This is a genomic window from Streptomyces sp. NPDC030991 (genome assembly GCF_055571235.1).
Map to the genome: position 1 here is coordinate 53683 of NZ_JBVIFR010000021.1, position 19036 is coordinate 72718.

Genomic DNA, 19036 nt, shown 5'->3' on the forward strand with positions numbered 1-19036 from the left:
GGGCGGGGTCTACGACGGGTCGAGGCCGTGGCTGCGCAGCCACGGCAGCGGGTCGATCGCCGCGCCGCCGCCGGGACGTACCTCGAAGTGCAGGTGCGGTCCGGTCGAGTTCCCGGAGTCGCCCGACCGCGCGATCACGTCACCGGCCTTCACGGGCCCGCTCATCACCGTGTACGCGGAGAGGTGGCAGTACCACGTCTCCGTACCGTCCTTCGCGGTGACGATCGCCATGTTCCCGTACGCGCTGTTCAGCTGCGTCCGCACGATCCCGTCCGTCGCCGCCATCACCGGCGTACCGAACGAGAGGGGGAAGTCGATGCCGCTGTGCACGGACATCCAGTTGACGCCGGCCTGCCCGAAGTAGGCGCTCAGCCCGTGCTGCTTCGCCGGCAGCGCGAACTTGGGCCGCAGCGCCTCCTTGCGCGCGGCCTCCTGGGCGGCCCTCTTGCGGTCGGCCTCCTGCTTCGCCTTCAGGTCGATCCGCTCCTGCGTACGGCTCGCCCGGTCAGCGAAGTCACCCGCGTCCGCGGACAGATCCTTCAACTGCGTGTCCAGCTTGTTGTTGGCGACGGACGGCTTCACGGCGGTCACGTCCGGCGCCGACATGGCCTGCGTCTCCTTGCCGTCGTCACCGCCGCCGCCGACGCTGCCCACGGACGCCGCCGCGATCCCGGCGACCCCGACCACACACACCGAGGGCACGGCCACGGTCAGCAGCGCGGAACGCTTGACCGGGCTGCGGCGCCGGGAGCGGTTGCCGCGGGGGGCGGAGCGCGGTGCGAACTCCGGGTGGGTGGCGGCCATTGCCGGTTCCGGCTGGTCCTGGTCTTCCCGGTCTTCCCGGTCGGCTTGGTCGTCCCGGTTGGCGTGGTCGGCGTGGTGGTCGTCCCGGTCGGCCGGGTCGGCCGGGGTTTCCGGCTCGGCCGGGGCGTTCTGGCGGAGGCCCGGTTCCGGGTGCGGCGCGGGCTCGTCGTGCGCCTGGGGGTAGTCGCCGGGCGTGTACTGGTCCGGCACGTAGGCGTGCACGGAGGTCCCGTCGGGATTCCCGCCGGCATTTCCGTCGGGGTTCCCGCTGGAGTTCCACGCTGTGGCGTCGTACGCGCCCGTGTCGTAGGCCGTCGTCCCGAAGACCGGCGCCGCTTCGAAGGTCTCGGTGGTGAAGGTCTGTGTGGCGAAGGTCTGCGCCTCGAAAGTCTGCGTCTCGAAAGTCTGCGTGGCGAAAGTCTGGGTGTCGTTCGCCTGCGCGGGCCACTGGCCGGTGTGTTGCTGCTCGTGATCCGTGCTGCCCACCGCCCACATGGCGGTCGTGTCGTAGCTGCCCGTGTCGTAACTGCCCATGCCGTACGCGCCCGTGTCGTACGCGCCTGTGTCGTATGTGCCCGTGTCGTACGTGCCGGTGTCGTAACTGCCGGTGTTGTACGGGGGAGTGGCGTACGCCGAGGCGTCGTACGGGGCCGGGGCCGGGGCCGGGTGCTGCGAGGGGTGGCCCGAGGTGGCCCACTGCCCTGTGTCATGAGAACCCGTATTACCTGTGTTTCCCGTGTTGTAAGAACCCGTTTCCTGGGAACTCGTTCCGTGGGACGCCGGGTCGTACGGGGCGCCGTCCCCCGGAAGGTCGCCGAAGAGCGGGTCGGCGGCGAAGCTGGTCGTGGAATGACCGTCGTAGGCCGCATAGTGCGCGGTCCCCGACGGATGACGGTCGTTCACCAACTTCTCTTTCGCCTCGACAACAGGGGCTGCCAGAGCAGTGCGGCGACTGTACCCGGCGGTACGAGGGCGCGACAATCTTCCGCAGGTTTCATGCCCCGCGTAACCGGGCAATCAGCCGCCTTTCGGTGAACTGTGGACCCAGCTTTGGCTCTGAGTTCGAGGTGCGTTCGACGATTCGCCGCATTTGCACCCCGGTGGGTGTCGGGCGTGCATGGCCGTGCGTCGGGCGTGCACCGCCGTGCATCGGGCGTGCACGGCCGTCATGTCGCAGTCAGGCCACCGTCACGCCGCCGAACGAGTCCGCGGCGTGCCCTCCCCGCGCCGCCGGGTCGGCGTCGAGAGCCTGGCGGATGCCGGTCGCGACGGCCGGGTGCACCGGCAGGGCCAGATGCCCGATGCCCGTCACCCGCACGTTGTGCGCGAGAAGATCCGGGTGGTCGACGCATGCCGTCTCCAACGGCACCATCAACTGGTCGAGATCGCTCCAGAAACTCACGAAACGCGTACGGCAGCCAGGTGCCGGCCTCTTCAACTCCTCGATGACCGACGAGCCCGGGCGCATCTGCCGCACGATCGGATGCGCGTCCGCGAGCGGGGCGACCCGGGTGCCCGCGTGCGGCGTGCCGAGGGTGACGAGAGTGCGTACCCGCTGGTCGCCGCCGAGGCACTGCACGTAGTAGCGCGCTATCAGCCCACCCAGGCTGTGCCCCACGATGTCTATCCGGTCCTGGCCGGTGCGCTCGCACAACTCCTCGACGTGCCGGGCCAGCAGCGCCGCAGCGGTCCGTATGTCGCAGGTCAGTGGCGAGTAGTTGAGCGACTCGATCCGCTGCCTGCCGTGCTGGAGCAGGGATCGGCGCAGCAGGACGAAGATCGAACGGTTGTCGATGAAGCCGTGCAGCATCAGGACCGGGGGTTTGTCCGGGGTGGGCAGGCGCGGGGCGTCCGCCAAGCCGGCCATGCCCTTCAGGGCGTGGGGGGCGGGCCGGGGTTCGTGGGTTGAGGCGATTTCGGGTGCGGGTGTGGGTGCGGGTGCGGGTGTGTTTTTGGGTGCGGACGTGTTTTTGGGTGCGGATGTGTTTTTGGGTGTGCGAGCCGCGTCCTGTGACGGCAGCGCCGGGAGCGCCGCCGGGTGCCTTCGCTCCGGGAGGATGCCCGAGGGGTAGAGGAGCAGATGCCCGGCCAGGATCGCCAGTTCCAGCGTGGTGGCCTTCAGGAGCGCGATCGACAGACCGGCAAGTCTGGTGGGCAGCAGGTGGCGGAGCGGGCGAAAGGGCAGGATCCTCGTGACCTTCATCGGCCAACCTCCCGTCGGCACACCGAGGACGCCCTCTGTCCCCCGTGTGCGCTCATGGGAAGCCGGTTGAAGGAGGCCCACGGTGGGTGAGTGGGCCGGTCGGCGGTCGGGCGGTCCCGTGTGTGTCCTCCGTGCCCTGTGCGCCGTGTGTGCCTTGCGTGCCTGCCGTGTCCACAGTGTCGTGTCACCGTGCTGTTCCACCGCGCCGTGCGGTCGGCGGCGTGGTGGGCCGGGTGGACCGGCGTCTTCGAAGCGGCTCCCCTCGCGCCTGTCCCGGCTGGCTGATAGGCCGACTGGATGCGGTTGCGGCGCGCAGCGAACGTGTCCCACTGTGTGATTTCCCCCTCGCCGCGCACCGTGAAACGGCCGGTTGCGGGATGCTGTCGATAACGTTCGTTCACTTCGGATATCCCCACGGGTATCCGGAACCCGGGACGCGGGTACCTAGGCCCCGGGGGTCAGTCACTTCATGGAGGCAGTGATGGGTGTGGCAGCCGGTCCGATCCGCGTGGTCGTCGCGAAGCCGGGACTTGACGGCCACGATCGCGGGGCCAAGGTGATCGCGCGGGCGCTGCGCGACGCCGGCATGGAGGTCATCTATACGGGCCTGCACCAGACGCCCGAGCAGATCGTGGACACGGCCATCCAGGAGGACGCCGACGCCATCGGTCTCTCCATCCTCTCCGGCGCGCACAACACCCTCTTCGCCCGCGTCATCGAACTGCTCCGGCAGCGCGACGCCGCGGACATCCAGGTCTTCGGCGGCGGCATCATCCCCGAGGCCGACATCCCGCCGCTGAAGGAGCTGGGCGTCGCGGAGATCTTCACCCCGGGCGCGACGACCGCGTCGATCGTGGACTGGGTCCGCGCCAACGTCAGGCAGCCTGCCGGGGCGTGACCCTTGCCGGGGTGTGACCCTCGCCGGGGTGTGACCTCTGCTGGGGCGTGCCCCCGCCCGAGGCGTGGCTCCTGTCGGGGGGTGGTCCCTGTACGGGGTTGAGTTGAGGGGTGGCTCGTGCGGGTTTGGGGTTTGGGGTTGGGTTCGGGGTGGCTCGTGCGGGGTTTGGGGTTGGGTTCGGGTTGGGCCTGGTTGGCTTTGGGCTGTGTGGGGTTCATGACTGTCCCGGCGGGGTGAGTTCGTCGCGCATCGACCTGCGGAGCCGCAACGTACCCACCAAGCGCTGGAACGCCTCCGCCCAGTAACCCCCGGCCCCGGGCGCCGTGTCCTCCGTCTCCTCCACGGCCGCCGTCAGATTCTCCAGCCGCACGGCCTCCTCCGGGTCCAGGCAGCGCTCGGCCAGGCCCATCACCCCGCTGAAACTCCACGGGTAACTCCCCGCGTCCCGCGCGATGTTCAGCGCGTCCACGACAGCCCGTCCCAGCGGTGGCGCCCAGGGCGTGGCGCACACCCCGAGCAATTGGAACGCCTCCGAAAGTCCGTGCGCCGTGATGAACCCCGCCACCCACTCCGCCCGCTCCATCGCCGGCAGCGCCGCCAGCAGTTTCGAACGCTCCGCCAACGAGACCGCCCCCGGACCCGCCGCCTCCGGCGCCGTCGGAGCCCCGAGCAGCGCCCGCGACCAGCCCGTGTCGCCCTGCCGCACCGCCGCCCTGCACCACGCCGCGTGCAATTCGCCCCGCCAGTCGTCAGCGACCGGCAGCACCACGATCTCCTCCGGAGTGCGGCCGCCGAACCTCGCCGACCAGCGGTCCAGGGACGCCGCCTCCACCAACTGACCAAGCCACCAGGACCGTTCGCCACGGCCCGCCGGGGGTTTCGCCACCACCCCGTCCCGCTCCATCGCCGCGTCGCACTCGTGCGGGGCCTCCACCACCGCGGTCCCCGTCGCCCGGTCCAGCGCCACGCAGGACAGCGCGCGGTCCGCCATGCGTGCGGCGAGCGCCGAGTGCGGCAGCGTGGAGAGCAGTTCGGCGGCCGTCGCCCGGACATTGCGGCTGCGGTCCGTCAGAGCCCGCTCCAGGAACGGCTCGTCCGCGTCTCCCAGACCCGTGCGCAACGAGTCCAGGAACATGAGGCGGTCCTCCGCGCGCTCCGTGCCCCACGTGTTCTCCAGGAGACTCCGGGCCGCTTCCGGGTCGTGCGCGCGGACTGCCGCCAGCAGCGCGACCCGCTCCGCGAACAGTCCCTCCTGCCACAGGAGTTGCACCTCCTCCGTCGCCTCCGGCGCGGGCAGGACCGTGCCCGCACCCGGGGTCGCCCGCAGGGCGAACTTCCACTCCGGGTTCAGTCGCGCCAGCCACAGCGCGCGGGGCCCCGCGAACGTGAGAGCACCCGGGCGCAGGTCCGTGCGGCCCCGGGCCGCGTCGAGCAGAGCCGGCAGGAGCTCGGGCGGGGGCGCGTAGCCGTGGTCGTTGGCCGTGGCCAGCCACTGGGGAAGCAGTTCCAGGAGGTCCGGGGCGGTGCCTCGGCGGGAGGATCCGCCGGGGGTGCCCGGGCGGTCCGTGAGGAGCATGGTCAGGCGGCTGCGGGCGGGACGTGGCAGGGGTGGGCGCGGGTCCGCTGCCGCGGGGGCGGGTGGGGTGGCGGCCGGGGCGGGGCGTAGGCCTGCGCGGCGTCGTACGGTCTGTACGGCTGCCTCGTCCAGGAGGGCGTCCGGGGTGAGGGACGAGCGGCGCTCCGTGCCCAGCAGGGCCGTTGTCACCAGGTCGTCCCAGGTGGGCGGGGGTGGGGGCGGGGCCGGGGCCGGGGCCGGGGCCGGGGCCGGGGCCGGGGTCGGGGTCTGGGTGCCTGTGGTCATGGTCATGGGCATGCGGGTCCTCTGGGGTGTGGTGTCTGCTCTGGCCGTGTTGGTGCGCCGCCTGTGGTGGGGTCGGGCCATGCCGTGCCGTTCCGGCGGCTGGCCGTGTTGGGTGCGCCGCCCCTGGTGACGTGGGGCGGGGCCGTGCCGGGGTGCCTCCTCGGCCGGATTGGTGTCCTTGCCTCCTGTACGCCATAGGCGGGTCGTCCTGCGCTGGGTTCCTGCGGAGTCCTGCGGGGGCACCCCGGCACGTCCCCTCGTGTCCGTTTGCGGGTGCGCGGGTGCGCGGGTGCGCGGATGTGGGGGTGTGGGGGTGTGGGGGTGTGGGGTTTCGGGGCCGGGGCTTGCCTGCTTCCGTTTCGGCGTGCCTCCTCTGCCGGGTTGGTCTGCTTCGTTTGCCGGTTGGTGTGCTTCGCTGGCGCCTTGGGCGGGGTTAGTGGTCGGGGTGAGCGGTCGTGGTCAGCGGTTGTGGTTAGTGGTCGTGTCAGCGCAGGGGTATTAGGTCGGGGGAGTTTGGTGTCCAGGCCGCCAGGGGGTGGAAGCCCGTGTGGCCGCATTCGCCGAACACCGTCACCGGGGCGCCCCCCGAGACGGCGGCCAGGCGCCACAGGCCGGGGGACGCCGCCGCGTGCGAGGTGAGGGGGAGGGCCGACTTGCCGTCGGCGTCCGCCAGTTGCCAGCCGGTGTCGTCGGCGGGCTGCGTCGGTATGACGTCGGTCAGCGTCACCGGCCACGCCTCCAGCCACGGGTCGGCCGCCAGTGCCTCGCCGTACGTCGCAAGTGCTGTGGGCGTGTCGACTCCGGTGGGGCGGCGCGTCGTCGGGGACGGCGCCGCGTACTGGTCGTTCAGGTCCGCCCGGAGAGTCGCCGCTCCGGGATGGGGGGTGATCTCCGCCTCCAGGGCCAAGCCGGTCGGCAACGCCAGGGCCGGGGCGCGGCCCGCCGCGCCGAAGGAGAGGAGCAGGGCGGTGCGGTCCGTCTCCGCGCCGTGCAACCATGTCCGGCGCGTGGTGAGGTGACCGTCCGCCGTGTCGTATTGGGACAGGACCAGCCAGTGGTCCCTGACCGGTGGCGCCGTGGGGGGAGCGGGCAGGCCCGTGCGGGAACGGACCGTGGCCGCCAGATCGTCGGGGAGGGTCGCTCGGTGCAGCCAGCCCTTGACCAGGAGGTGCAGAAGGGCGCATTCCTCAAGCAGCCGCGCCGGCCAGCCGGGGCCGGACGCCGGGATCGACCCCAGTTCGCGGACCCGGGCCGCGAGACCCGGGGCCTGCGCGTCCACCATGCGGGCCGCCGTCTCCTCCCACAGCCCGTACCCCGCCTGTTCCGCCTGGGCCAGTCCGCCGCGGAGCAGATCGGCCAGGCGCTGCTCCAACTCCGTGGCCCCCACGGTGATCCGCTGCGCGCGCCGCTCGGCTCTGCGCCGGGCCGCTTCCGGGTCGGCCGGAGCGCTGCCACCTTCGGGCCCGGAGGCATCCTGCTTCGGCTCGGCCCGCTTCCTGCGGTTCTCCAGCCACGGCCCGGCCCAGTCCGGCGGCGTCCGCCCGGCCGGTACTGCCGTGTCCGCGCCGGCCCAGAGCAGGAGCAGGCCCAGTGCGTGCTTGCACGGGAACTTGCGGCTCGGACAACTGCATTTGTACGCCGGGCCCGCCCCGCCGGGTCCGGTGCCGGTGTCCACGATCGTCTGGTACGGCTTGCTGCCGCTGCCCTTGCACAGTCCCCACACCGCTCCCTCGTCCGAACTCCCGGCCTCCGACCAGGGTCCCGCTGCCCCGAGCTTGCTTCCCGCCTTGCGTGACGAGGCGTCAGGCGCCAGTGCCAGCACCTGATCCGTCGTCCAGCGCACCCCCTGCTGAGTCATGTCTTCGACGGTAGGTCCCGGCACTGACAATCCGAGTTGGCACCCGTTTGACCTGCGGTGATCGTGAGGGCGGGGTCGATTGTCAGTGGCGTGGTGCACGGTGGGACCCATCGACGCGGCGAGGTGGTCACGGCCTCGTCGTGATGGTTCGTGCTGGGCGAGATCGAGGGGGCAACCATGACCGTTTCCGTCGAGGACCGGGCCGGCGAGCAGGCCGGCGGCGAGGTGCTGAGGGCGCACGCCGAAGACGCGTTCGCGGATGAACTCGTGGCGCTGGCCGCCCAGGACGACCGGCCGAAGCCGGCCCGCTGGCGCCTTTCGCCGTGGGCCGTCGCCACCTACCTGCTCGGCGGCACCCTGCCCGACGGGACGGTGATCTCCCCGAAGTACGTGGGGCCGCGCCGCATCGTCGAGGTGGCCGTGACGACCCTCGCGACCGACCGTGCGCTGCTGCTGCTCGGCGTCCCGGGAACCGCCAAGACATGGGTGTCCGAGCATCTCGCGGCCGCCGTCAGCGGCGACTCCACCCTGCTCGTGCAGGGCACGGCCGGTACGCCGGAGGAGGCCATCCGGTACGGGTGGAACTACGCGCAGCTGCTGGCCCACGGGCCGAGCCGGGACGCCCTCGTCCCCAGCCCCGTCATGCGGGCGATGGCGGAGGGCATGACGGCGCGCGTCGAGGAGCTGACGCGTATCCCCGCCGACGTGCAGGACTCGCTCATCACGATCCTGTCCGAGAAGACCCTGCCCATACCGGAGTTGGGGCAGGAGGTGCAGGCCGTGCGCGGGTTCAACCTGATCGCCACGGCCAACGACCGGGACCGGGGCGTCAATGAGCTGTCGAGCGCGCTGAGGCGCCGGTTCAACACCGTGGTGCTGCCGCTGCCCGCGAGCGTCGAGGCGGAGGTCGACATCGTCTCGCGCCGGGTCGAACAGGTCGACAGCTCCCTGGAGTTGCCGAGCGCCCCCGACGGCATCGACGAGATCCGGCGCGTCGTCACCGTCTTCCGTGAGCTGCGTGACGGGGTGACGAGTGACGGCCGTACGAAGGTGAAGTCGCCGAGCGGGACGCTGTCGACGGCCGAGGCGATCTCCGTCGTGACCAACGGCCTCGCCCTGTCCGCCCACTTCGGGGACGGCGTGCTGCGCCCCTCGGACATCGCCGCCGGAATCATGGGGGCCGTCGTACGGGATCCGGCGGCGGACCGGGTCATCTGGCAGGAGTACCTGGAGGCCGTGGTGCGCGAGCGTGACGGCTGGAAGGACTTCTACCGGGCCTGCCGCGAGGTGAGCGCATGACAGGGCCCCTGCTGCTCGGTGTCCGCCACCACGGTCCCGGCTCCGCGCGGGCCGTGCGCCGCGCCCTGGACGCGGCAGACCCACGGGCCGTGCTGATCGAGGGGCCCCCGGAGGCGGACGCGCTGGTACCGCTCGCCGCCGAGGAGGACATGCGGCCGCCGGTCGCGCTGCTCGCGCACGTCGTGGACGAGCCGGGAAAGTCGGCGTTCTGGCCGTTCGCCGAGTTCTCGCCCGAGTGGGTCGCCGTCCGCTGGGCCCTGGAGCACGAGGCGCGGGTCCGCTTCATCGATCTGCCCGCCGCCCACAGCCTGGCGATGCGGGACGCCGACGAAGCGCCGGAGAGCGCGGAGGACGTACGCGTCGATCCGTTGGGCGTGCTCGCCGGGACCGCCGGGTACGACGACGCCGAGCGCTGGTGGGAGGACGTCGTCGAACACCGCGAAGGAGATGCCTTCGCCGCGCTCGGCGAGGCCATGGGCGCGCTGCGCGAGTCGTACGGGGACGGCGGTCACGGCCGCGACCTGGTGCGCGAGGCGTACATGCGCCTTCAAGTGCGCTCCGCGCAGCGCGAGGTCGGGGACGATGTCGCCGTGGTGTGCGGTGCCTGGCACGTGCCCGCGCTGCGGAGGCGGACCACCGTCGCCGCCGACCGTGCCCTGCTCAAGGGGTTGCCGAAGGCGAAGGTCGACATGACCTGGGTGCCGTGGACCCACCGCAGGCTCGCCCGCGCCGGCGGGTACGGGGCGGGGATCGAGTCGCCCGGCTGGTATCAGCACCTGTTCAGCGTTCCCGACCGGCCCGTGGAGCGCTGGCTGACCAAAGTCGCCGGTCTGCTGCGCGACGAGGACAGGATCGTGTCGTCCGCCCACGTCATCGAGGCGGTGCGGCTCGCGGAGGGCCTCGCCGTGATGCGCGGGCGGCCCCTGGCCGGCCTGACCGAGACCACCGACGCCGTGCGGGCCGTCCTGTGCGAGGGATCGGACGTCCCGCTCTCGCTCATCCACGACAAGCTCGTGGTCGGCGACGTCCTGGGGGAGGTGCCGGAGGCGGCGCCCGCCGTCCCGTTGCAGCGCGACCTCACCCGGCTACAGCGCACCCTGCGCCTCAAACCGTCCGCCGCCGAGCGGGAGTTGGACCTCGACCTGCGCGGTGACACCGACGTCGCGCGCAGCCGCCTCCTGCACCGTCTCCGGCTGCTCGGCGTCCCCTGGGGCGTGCCGGCCAGATCGGCCCGCGGCTCCACCGGCACCTTCCGCGAGACCTGGCGCCTGCGCTGGGAACCGGAGCTGTCGGTACGGGTCGCCGAGGCCGGCATCTGGGGTACGACGGTGCTCGCCGCGGCGAGTGCCAAGGCCGAGACCGACGCCGTCGCCGCGACCGCCCTCGCCGACGTCACGGCGCTCGCCGAGCACTGCCTCCTGGCCGGGCTGCCGGACGCCCTGCCCGTCGTGATGCGGATCCTCGCCGACCGAGCCGCCCTGGACGCCGACGTCGGCCACCTCGCCCAGGCGCTGCCCGCGCTGGTTCGCGCCCTGCGCTACGGCGACGTACGCGGCACCGACACCGGCGCGCTCGCCGAGGTGGCGACCGGCCTGGCCGAGCGGGTCTTCGTCGGGCTGCCGCCGGCGTGCGCGGGGCTCGACACGGACGCGGCCGACGAGATGCGTGGCCACGTCGACGGGGTGCACTCCGCCGTCGCCCTCCTGGAGAACGCGGAACTGCGTGAGCGCTGGCGGGCCGTCCTGCGCACCCTCGCCTCGCGGGACAGCGTGGCCGGGGTGGTGCGGGGCCGGTGCGCCCGCATCCTGCTCGACGAGGGCGCGCTCGACGACGACGGCGCGGCCCGGCTGATGAGCCTCGCCCTCTCACCCGGTACCCCGCCCGGTGAGGCGGCGGCGTGGATCGAGGGCTTCGTCGGCGGTGGCGCGGGCGGCGGCCTCCTCCTCGTCCACGACGAGAGACTGCTCGGCCTGGTCGACGCGTGGCTGACGGGGGTGTCGGGCGACGCGTTCACCGACGTACTGCCGCTGCTGCGCCGCACGTTCTCGGCGTACGAGTCCGGGGTGCGGCGATCGCTGGGGGAGCTCGTCCGCCGCGGGCCCTCCGGGGGCGGACCGGCCATGACATCGGCCCCGTCGGGCTTCGCCGCCGAGCTAGATCCGGGCCGGGCGGATGCGGTGGTGCCGGTTGTGCGGATGCTGCTTGGAGTGGGAGTTGGGGCTGGGGCCGGTGCCGGGGTGGAGGGCGGATGAGGGGGTGGGTTGCCGGGATGCGTCGGCGGGCGCGGGCCGTGGTCCTGCTTCGCGCGGTTCCCCGCGCCCTGGAGTGCGGGGCTCAGCGGCGGCCCCACCGCGACGGGCTGGAGCACGGGGTTTCGCCGCCGTCCGCCGGGACTTGGTGGTGCACGGGGTTCTGGTGCAACCCCGCCGGGACGCGCTCCGGGCACTCGGTGGGCAGCCCCGGGACGGGCTCCGGGCACTCGGCCGTGCAGCCCCGCCGGGACGCGCTCCGGGCATCCGGCAGGGCAGCCCCGCCCGGACGCGCCCAGCGCACCCAGCAAGGCACCCCCGCCACGACGCGCCCAGCGCACCCGGCAAGGAAGCCCCCTCGGGACGCACCCCGCGACCCTCTCGGGAGGCACTCCGCGCCTCCCTCGGGACGCACCCCGCGACCCTCTCGGGAGGCACTCCGCGCCTCCCTCGGGACGCACCCCGTGCCCCCGGCAGACGAGACGGCGTATCAACGACCCCGCGGAGGCGGCGACATGACGGAGACCGACACCACCCCCGACAGCGAACGGCTCCGGCGCTGGCGGCTCGTCCTCGGGGGTGACGCGGCCGACGGCACCGGTTGCCAACTGGCCGGCCGGGACGCGGCGATGGACGGCGCCCTCACCGCCCTCTACGGCACGGGCCGAGGCAGACAACAGAACCCCGGCGGCAGCCGCACCGCGGGGCTCGGGGCCTCCGCCCCGTCCGTCGCACGCTGGCTCGGCGACATCCGTACCTACTTCCCGTCCTCCGTCGTCCAGGTCATGCAGCGCGACGCCATCGACCGTCTCGGCCTGTCCGCGCTGCTGCTCGAACCGGAGATGCTGGAGGCCGTCGAAGCCGACGTGCACCTCGTCGGCACCCTGCTCTCGCTCAACAAGGCGATGCCGGAGACCACCAAGGAGACGGCCCGCGCAGTCGTCCGCAAGGTCGTCGAGGACCTGGAGAAGAAGCTCGCCACCCGCACCCGAGCCACCCTCACCGGCGCCCTCGACCGCAGCGCCCGCATCAGCCGGCCGCGCCACCACGACATCGACTGGAACCGTACGATCGCGGCGAACCTCAAGCACTACCTGCCGGAGTACCGGACCATCGTGCCCGAGCGGCTCATCGGGTACGGGCGGGCGGCGCAGTCCGTCAAGAAAGAGGTGATCCTCTGCATCGACCAGTCGGGGTCGATGGCCGCATCCGTCGTCTACGCCTCCGTCTTCGGGGCGGTACTCGCCTCCATGCGCTCGATCCGGACCCGGCTCGTCGTCTTCGACACGGCCGTCGTGGACCTCACCGACCAGCTCGACGACCCGGTCGACGTCCTCTTCGGCACCCAGCTCGGCGGCGGCACCGACATCAACCGGGCGCTCGCCTACTGCCAGTCGCAGATCACCCGCCCCGCCGAGACCGTCGTCGTCCTCATCTCCGACCTCTACGAAGGCGGGATACGCGACGAGATGCTGAAGCGGGTCGCCGCGATGAAGGCGTCCGGGGTGCAGTTCGTGACGCTGCTCGCGCTCTCCGACGAAGGCACGCCCGCCTACGACCGGGAACACGCGGCCGCGCTCGCCGCGCTGGGAGCACCGGCGTTCGCCTGTACGCCCGACCTGTTCCCCGACGTGATGGCCGCGGCGATCGAGAAACGCCCCCTGCCCATACCCGACGTGGCGGCCGAAAACGGCGGAGCGGCGGCAAACCGGATATGAGTACCCATCGGTAACACGGGGCTTGCGCAGGCGCCCTCGTCCCGTGCGAGGATCTGCGCACCGTGACCTCCCTGACCGTTCCTCCCGCCCCCGCCGAGCGCCTGTCGCGCCCGGCGGCGAAGCGGCGTGCGCTGCGACTGGCGCTGCTGCTCGGCGGGTTGATCGGCCTCGGGTTCCTCTTCGCCGGTCAGGCCCACGCGGACGACGCCTCCGGCACCCTCGCACCCCGTCACCCGGCGGTCCGCGAGGCGGCGGCCGAGCCCGTGCCCGCGCCTGTGCTCGCCGGTGGCCAGAGACTGCGCGCACTGCACGACGGGCTTTCCGCCGAGGTGCGCGCGCAGGTCGTCGAACCCCTGCGGGAGAAGGTCGTCCGTCCCGCCCTCGACACCGTGCGGCAGGTGACGCAGCCGGTCGGCGAACTGACCGGCCAGGTCGTCGGAGGGGTCGCCGCCCAGGTGACCCCGCGCCCTCTTCCGGACGGTCCGTCGACGCTGCCCGCGCTGCCCGAACTGCCGGTCGAGTCGGGCCATTTCACCCCGCTGCCCGCGCTCACCGAGCCCGGGACCTCGGCAGGGCCCGCCGGATCCGCCGCGTCTACAGACCCTGCCGACTCCACAGACCCGGCCGGCTCCAGAGACTCTGCCGACTCCGCCGAGCCCGGCGACTCCGCCTCGGCGGCCGCGTCGCAGCCCGGGCACGAACCCGCGCCCGGGCGCGCGAAGCACCGTGCCCGTCCGCACGCCGCGATACCGGCGGGGCCGAAGGCGTTCGGCTCCGCGTGGTCCGGCTCCGTACAGCGGAGCGGCGCGCACCACACCTCCGCGGCCCGGCACACCGCCGCGCCGCGGCCCGCCGCACCCGGCACACCGCCCCACCACGACGGCGCGCCCGTGGCCACGGCCTCGGCCGGTGACGGCGGTTCGACGCGCCACAGCGATCTGTACGCGGCCGCGTTCGGCAGCCGGGTGCCGGTTCTGCTGCCGCCCGGCGCACTCGCATCGGCCGCTCCCGCGCCGGTGGCCGACCGGCATCGCGACATTCCCGAATTCCCCGGCTAGGGCAGCCCTCTCCCCGCACGTGACCTGTCGTGCGGGAGCGGACCAGATCTGCCCGACCCTCCCCGGCCGACGCCGGAATTCGAAGGAACCACGCACGCATGAGCAAGCACACCCGCCCGAACAAGCACCTCGGCTCGAACAACCACACCGGTTCGGGCAAGCACGCCGGCCTGAACAAGAACACAGGTCTGAACAAGAACATCCGCCGCTCCCTCGTCATAGCCGCCGGCGTCTCCGGCGCCTGGGCCCTCGGCTCGGCCGTGGCCAGCGCCGACGAACTGCCCGCCCACTCGCTGTCCGTGCCGGACGTGACAGGCGACACCGTCGCCGACGTACAGGACACGGCGACCCACCTGACGCAGACGGCCACCCGCGCCCCCGGTGCGACCATCCCCGATGCGACCACCTCCGACGCGGCCACCTACGACGCCGCTCATGACGCGGCCATCCCCGGCGCGGCCACCCCCGACGCGGCCGTCACCAAGACCGCCGCCAGCACAGTCGGCGCCGCCACCACCCCCGTCACGGCCACCGCCACCAAGGCCACCGCCACCAAGGCCACCGCGCACCACGACATCGACTACCTCTTCGGCCCCCTCTCCGCCTTCGTGACCGGCGACCTGACCGGCGACCTGACCAGCGACGTGGCCACGGCGACCACGGCGGCCACGGCGGTGCCCGCGACCACGGCGGCGCCGACGGTCACCGCGGTCACACCCGTCGCCGACGAGACCGCCGCCGCCGTCCTGCCGCCCGTCGCGGTGACCGCCGTGCACGGGGTGCTGCCCGTCGCGGGCCGGGCCGTCGGGGACGTCGGTGGGGTCGCGGGCGGTGCGGTCGGGGACGTGGCACCGTTCGCGACCGGCCTGGTCGGGCAGCAGGTGGGGCCCTTCGCGACCGGCGTGACCGGCGAGGTGGTGCCGCTGGCGACCGGTGTGGTCGGCGAGGTCGGCCCGTTCGCGCGGGGTGTGGTCGTGGGGGACGTGGCGCCGTTCGCGGGCGGCGTCGTGGACTCCGTGGACCCGCTCGTGCGGACGGTCGTCGACCACGTACGGCCCGTCGTGCAGGGCGTCGGTACCAGCGCGGGCGGCCTGGCGCAGGGCGTGGCCGGTGACGTGACGCCGTTGGCGTACGGCGTCGTCGGCGAGAACGTGGCCCCCTTCGCCCGTGGCGTCGTCGGTGACGAGGTGACGCCCCTCGCGGGCGGCGTCCTGGGTGACGTGGCCCCCTTCGCGCACGACCTGGCCGGCACCGTCGTCGCCGGCGTCCAGCCCCTCGCGGGCAACGCCGTCACCGGTGTGCAGGGTGTCGCCGGCTCCGTCACGCCCAGCTACGCGCAGGGCGTCTGACGGACAACTGACCGACGCCGGTGAGCCGGGGCAGCCGACATCCAGCGGCGTGCCCCGGCCCTGAAAGCCGGCGTGCGGACGGGCGGATCCGTCGGGGACGGGACGCCCGCCTGGAGCCCCGGCACGCGCCATGGATGTCCGGGGCTCCTCGGGTGGCCTCACCGTGCGTACCCCCGCACGGTGAGGCTGCGAACAATCGGCGGAGAAGTGGCGAACGCCACGACGAACAGACGCTCTGTGACCGGTATCACCGCTCAGGTGTGATCTGCGATTTAGGGCGCATCGCTGAGCGGCGATAACCTGCGAGACGGACATGCCGCGTACCCGGCCACTGTGTACGCCTCGTACGCCTCCCTTGTGACAGCGGAGTCACGTTGCCCATCGCGGCACGCCCACGCAGGAAGATCGAACCGCGAGATCACTGATAGGGACGGACGCGCGTGGACCTGTTCGAGTACCAGGCGAGGGACCTCTTCGCCAAGCACGGTGTACCGGTGCTGGCCGGTGAAGTCATCGACACGCCTGAGGCGGCCCGCGAGGCGACCGAGCGGCTTGGCGGCAAGTCCGTCGTCAAGGCGCAGGTGAAGGTCGGTGGCCGAGGCAAGGCCGGTGGCGTGAAGCTCGCCGCCAGCCCCGACGAGGCCGTCGAGCACGCCACCAACATCCTCGGCATGGACATCAAGGGCCACACGGTCCACAAGGTGATGATGGCCGAGACGGCTCCGGAGATCGTGGAGGAGTACTACGTCTCCTTCCTCCTGGACCGCACCAACCGCACTTTCCTCTCCATCGCCTCCGTCGAGGGCGGCATGGAGATCGAGGAGGTGGCGGCCAACCGCCCGGAGGCCGTCGCCAAGACGCCGATCGACGCCAACGAGGGCGTGACCCCCGAGGTCGCCCGCAAGATCGTCGAGGACGCGAAGTTCCCGGCCGAGGTGGCCGACAAGGTCGCCGACGTGCTGGTGACGCTCTGGAAGACCTTCATCGAGGAGGACGCCCTCCTCGTCGAGGTCAACCCCCTCGCCAAGGTCGCCTCCGGCGACATCATCGCCCTCGACGGCAAGGTGTCCCTGGACGAGAACGCCGACTTCCGGCACCCCGACCACGAGGCCCTCCAGGACAAGGACGCGGCCGACCCGCTCGAGGCCGCTGCCAAGGAGAAGAACCTCAACTACGTCAAGCTCGACGGCGAGGTCGGCATCATCGGCAACGGTGCCGGTCTGGTCATGTCGACCCTGGACGTCGTCGCGTACGCCGGTGAGAACCACGGCGGCGTGAAGCCGGCCAACTTCCTCGACATCGGTGGCGGCGCGTCCGCCCAGGTGATGGCGAACGGCCTGGAGATCATCCTCGGCGACCCGGACGTCAAGTCCGTGTTCGTCAACGTCTTCGGCGGCATCACCGCCTGCGACGAGGTGGCCAACGGCATCGTCCAGGCGCTCGCGCTCCTCGAGGAGAAGGGCGAGAAGGTCGAGAAGCCGCTCGTCGTCCGCCTCGACGGCAACAACGCCGAGCTGGGTCGCAAGATCCTCTCCGACGCCAACCACCCGCTGGTGCAGCGCGTGGACACCATGGACGGCGCGGCCGACAAGGCCGCCGAGCTCGCGGCCGCGAAGTAAGGGACGAGGGACAGAACAGCCATGGCTATCTTCCTCAACAAGGACAGCAAGGTCATCGTCCAGGGCATGACCGGTGCCACGGGCATGAAGCACACCAAGCTCATGCTCGCCGACGGCACGAACATCGTCGGCGGTGTCAACCCCCGTAAGGCGGGCACCGAGGTCGACTTCGACGGCACGTCGATCCCCGTCTTCGGCTCGGTCGCCGAGGCGATCGAGAAGACGGGCGCCAACGTGTCCGTCCTCTTCGTCCCGCCGGCCTTCTCCAAGGCCGCCGTGGTCGAGGCGATCGACGCCGAGATCCCGCTCGCCGTGGTCATCACCGAGGGCATCGCCGTCCACGACTCCGCCGCGTTCTACGCGTACGCGAAGTCCAAGGGCGACAAGACCCGCATCATCGGCCCGAACTGCCCGGGTCTGATCACCCCCGGCCAGTCGAACGCCGGCATCATCCCGGGCGACATCACGAAGCCGGGCCGCATCGGCCTGGTCTCGAAGTCCGGCACGCTGACGTACCAGATGATGTACGAGCTCCGTGACATCGGCTTCTCGTCGGCCGTCGGCATCGGTGGCGACCCGGTCATCGGTACGACGCACATCGACGCGCTCGCCGCGTTCGAGGCCGACCCGGAGACCGACCTGATCGTGATGATCGGCGAGATCGGCGGCGACGCCGAGGAGCGTGCCGCCGACTTCATCAAGGCCAACGTCACCAAGCCGGTCGTCGGTTACGTCGCGGGCTTCACCGCGCCCGAGGGCAAGACCATGGGCCACGCCGGCGCCATCGTCTCCGGCTCCTCCGGCACCGCCCAGGCGAAGAAGGAGGCCCTCGAGGCCGCCGGCGTCAAGGTCGGCAAGACGCCGACCGAGACGGCGAAGCTGGCCCGCGAGCTGCTCTCGTAGTTCACGGCCGTACGCAGATCAGTGGGCCCGCACCGGCGACGGTGCGGGCCCACTGCTCATTCGGCTCAATCGGCGACGGGCGCCAGACGCTCGGGTCCGCCGCTCAGCTCCGCCCGCAACTGGGCGCGCAGCCGCAGGTCCTCAGGCGTGAGCCGGTCCGGGCCGGTCAGCGCGGGCACACCGCTGACCGGGGCGCCGGGCGCGGGCACCGGCACGTAATGCGTCGGGGCCACCCGTACCGTCAGCGCCGTCGCGCCGACGATCAGGACCGTGACGGCGATCGCGGCCCGCGTCCAGAACCGGGTGCGCTTCTCGCTGCCGTCCCGTACGAGGGTGGGCTTCGGGGCGCTGAGTTTCTCCGCGCCCGCCAGCTCGGTCAGCCGCCGGTGCAACTGTTCGGGGACGGCCAGTTCCGGCAGCCGCTCGGCGACGGCCTCGCGGGCGTGCAGGATGCGGTGGGCGGCGGCCGGCGTGCTGGCCTCCGTCTCGGCGGCCGTCTCCGGCAGGTCGAGACCCACCCAGTCGTAGAGCAGCAGGGAGCGCCGGTAGGCGGGCGGCAGGCTCTGGAGCACGTCGAGGAGCGCGCGGTCGTCGGCGTCGGCGGGCGGCGCGTCCGGCCTGCGGCAGGCGGGACGCAGCTGGTGCCAGGGCGACATCGCGTACTCGTACGCCGCCGCGCGCACCCAGCCCGCCGGGTCCGGGTCGACCGCGACCTCGGGCCAGCGCTGCCAGGCCAGCTGGAAAGCGCGTTCGACGGACTCGCGGGCCAGGGTGCGGCGGCCGGAGAGCAGGTAGGTCTGGCGGACCAGCATCGGGGCGGCGTGCGCGTACAGCGCGTCGAACGCCTGGGCCGCGGCCGTCAGGAGCGTCTGCTCGGCGGGCTCGGCGGGATCGGTCGGCTCGGTTGGCTCGGTCGGCTCGGGCGTCCCGGTCCGCGCCGTCTGCGGGGGCTGCGCGCTCTGCTCTGTTCGTGGCACCTGCGGGGTCCGGTCCGCGGGCCGCTCCACCGCGGACGCCAGGACTTGCGTGTAGGTCTCCCGCTTGCGACCCCCAGGAGAGGTGCGGCCCGACTCCCAGGCACGGATCGTGTCGCGTGTCACGCCGACCCGGGCCGCCAGCTGGGCCTGGGTCAGCGACATCGCCTCGCGGAGCCTGCGGCGCTCCTTCGGCGTGGGCAGCGGGGCGGCAGTGCTCTGCGTCATGGGGAACTCCACACA

At 72.5% G+C, this 19036-nt stretch carries 14 protein-coding genes; 8 read left to right on the forward strand and 6 right to left on the reverse strand.

Annotation, left to right across the window (positions count from 1 at the left end; genetic code table 11):
* Positions 1-9 precede the first annotated feature (9 nt).
* From ACZ45E_RS31225 to ACZ45E_RS31235, 3 genes are all read right to left on the reverse strand, one after another.
* A complete protein-coding gene (locus ACZ45E_RS31225; RefSeq protein WP_468227311.1) occupies positions 10-606 on the reverse strand; it encodes a M23 family metallopeptidase in 597 nt (198 codons plus the stop codon).
* A 22-nt stretch (positions 607-628) separates the two neighbouring features.
* Entirely contained in the window at positions 629-1501 is an 873-nt protein-coding gene (locus ACZ45E_RS31230; protein ID WP_468227313.1) for a pentapeptide repeat-containing protein, read from the reverse strand.
* 480 nt (positions 1502-1981) lie between these two features.
* Positions 1982-3007: a lipase family alpha/beta hydrolase gene (locus ACZ45E_RS31235; RefSeq protein WP_468227089.1), complete on the reverse strand. Its 1026-nt coding sequence runs from the start codon at positions 3005-3007 to the stop codon at positions 1982-1984.
* A 481-nt stretch (positions 3008-3488) separates the two neighbouring features.
* On the opposite strand from ACZ45E_RS31235, the gene ACZ45E_RS31240 reads away from it, so the two are divergent.
* The gene (locus ACZ45E_RS31240) at positions 3489-3905 is read left to right on the forward strand and encodes a cobalamin B12-binding domain-containing protein (protein WP_468227092.1); all 417 of its coding nucleotides are present in this window, start codon (positions 3489-3491) and stop codon (positions 3903-3905) included.
* Between the two features lie 214 nt (positions 3906-4119).
* On the opposite strand, the gene ACZ45E_RS31245 is transcribed toward ACZ45E_RS31240, so the two are convergent.
* Together ACZ45E_RS31245 and ACZ45E_RS31250 are read right to left on the reverse strand one after the other, a co-directional pair.
* On the reverse strand, positions 4120-5772 hold the full coding sequence (locus ACZ45E_RS31245; RefSeq protein ID WP_468227095.1) for a DUF5691 domain-containing protein: 1653 nt from the start codon (positions 5770-5772) through the stop codon (positions 4120-4122).
* A gap of 478 nt (positions 5773-6250) precedes the next feature.
* The gene (locus ACZ45E_RS31250) at positions 6251-7624 is read right to left on the reverse strand and encodes an SWIM zinc finger family protein (RefSeq protein WP_468227097.1); all 1374 of its coding nucleotides are present in this window, start codon (positions 7622-7624) and stop codon (positions 6251-6253) included.
* Positions 7625-7801: 177 nt separating this feature from the next.
* On the opposite strand from ACZ45E_RS31250, the gene ACZ45E_RS31255 reads away from it, so the two are divergent.
* The 7 genes from ACZ45E_RS31255 to sucD all read left to right on the forward strand — a co-directional run bounded on the left by ACZ45E_RS31255 (position 7802) and on the right by sucD (position 17819).
* Positions 7802-8923 (forward strand): ATP-binding protein, encoded by a 1122-nt coding sequence (locus ACZ45E_RS31255; protein ID WP_468227099.1) that lies wholly within the window; start codon positions 7802-7804, stop codon positions 8921-8923.
* Positions 8920-11175: a DUF5682 family protein gene (locus tag ACZ45E_RS31260; RefSeq protein WP_468227102.1), complete on the forward strand. Its 2256-nt coding sequence runs from the start codon at positions 8920-8922 to the stop codon at positions 11173-11175. Before ACZ45E_RS31255 ends, ACZ45E_RS31260 begins: the two co-directional genes overlap by 4 nt.
* Before the next feature lie 512 nt (positions 11176-11687).
* Positions 11688-12890 carry a vWA domain-containing protein gene (locus ACZ45E_RS31265; protein ID WP_468227104.1) on the forward strand — a complete coding sequence of 401 codons (1203 nt, stop codon included), beginning with the start codon at positions 11688-11690 and terminating at the stop codon, positions 12888-12890.
* Positions 12891-12952: 62 nt separating this feature from the next.
* Positions 12953-13948, forward strand: coding sequence for a hypothetical protein (locus ACZ45E_RS31270; protein ID WP_468227107.1), 996 nt, complete (start codon positions 12953-12955; stop codon positions 13946-13948).
* A gap of 98 nt (positions 13949-14046) precedes the next feature.
* Complete coding sequence (locus ACZ45E_RS31275; RefSeq protein ID WP_468227109.1) at positions 14047-15297, forward strand: hypothetical protein; 1251 nt, start codon at positions 14047-14049, stop codon at positions 15295-15297.
* 440 nt (positions 15298-15737) lie between these two features.
* Positions 15738-16916 carry an ADP-forming succinate--CoA ligase subunit beta gene (gene sucC / locus ACZ45E_RS31280; RefSeq protein WP_468227112.1) on the forward strand — a complete coding sequence of 393 codons (1179 nt, stop codon included), beginning with the start codon at positions 15738-15740 and terminating at the stop codon, positions 16914-16916.
* 21 nt (positions 16917-16937) lie between these two features.
* Positions 16938-17819, forward strand: coding sequence for a succinate--CoA ligase subunit alpha (gene sucD, locus ACZ45E_RS31285; RefSeq protein WP_394431257.1), 882 nt, complete (start codon positions 16938-16940; stop codon positions 17817-17819).
* A gap of 65 nt (positions 17820-17884) precedes the next feature.
* Here the strand turns inward: sucD and ACZ45E_RS31290 are convergent, their stop codons facing one another.
* Positions 17885-19021 carry a helix-turn-helix domain-containing protein gene (locus ACZ45E_RS31290; protein ID WP_468227114.1) on the reverse strand — a complete coding sequence of 379 codons (1137 nt, stop codon included), beginning with the start codon at positions 19019-19021 and terminating at the stop codon, positions 17885-17887.
* Positions 19022-19036 lie beyond the last annotated feature (15 nt).

What these genes read in the sequence shown, in the direction of transcription:
- ACZ45E_RS31225 (WP_468227311.1), bottom strand. Translation starts at nt 606, where the DNA reads ATGTCGGCGCCGGACGTGACCGCCGTGAAGCCGTCCGTCGCCAACAAC.
- ACZ45E_RS31235 (WP_468227089.1), bottom strand. Translation starts at nt 3,007, where the DNA reads ATGAAGGTCACGAGGATCCTGCCCTTTCGCCCGCTCCGCCACCTGCTG.
- ACZ45E_RS31240 (WP_468227092.1), top strand. Translation starts at nt 3,489, where the DNA reads ATGGGTGTGGCAGCCGGTCCGATCCGCGTGGTCGTCGCGAAGCCGGGA.
- ACZ45E_RS31245 (WP_468227095.1), bottom strand. Translation starts at nt 5,772, where the DNA reads ATGACCATGACCACAGGCACCCAGACCCCGACCCCGGCCCCGGCCCCG.
- ACZ45E_RS31250 (WP_468227097.1), bottom strand. Translation starts at nt 7,624, where the DNA reads ATGACTCAGCAGGGGGTGCGCTGGACGACGGATCAGGTGCTGGCACTG.
- ACZ45E_RS31255 (WP_468227099.1), top strand. Translation starts at nt 7,802, where the DNA reads ATGACCGTTTCCGTCGAGGACCGGGCCGGCGAGCAGGCCGGCGGCGAG.
- ACZ45E_RS31260 (WP_468227102.1), top strand. Translation starts at nt 8,920, where the DNA reads ATGACAGGGCCCCTGCTGCTCGGTGTCCGCCACCACGGTCCCGGCTCC.
- ACZ45E_RS31265 (WP_468227104.1), top strand. Translation starts at nt 11,688, where the DNA reads ATGACGGAGACCGACACCACCCCCGACAGCGAACGGCTCCGGCGCTGG.
- ACZ45E_RS31275 (WP_468227109.1), top strand. Translation starts at nt 14,047, where the DNA reads ATGAGCAAGCACACCCGCCCGAACAAGCACCTCGGCTCGAACAACCAC.
- sucD (WP_394431257.1), top strand. Translation starts at nt 16,938, where the DNA reads ATGGCTATCTTCCTCAACAAGGACAGCAAGGTCATCGTCCAGGGCATG.
- ACZ45E_RS31290 (WP_468227114.1), bottom strand. Translation starts at nt 19,021, where the DNA reads ATGACGCAGAGCACTGCCGCCCCGCTGCCCACGCCGAAGGAGCGCCGC.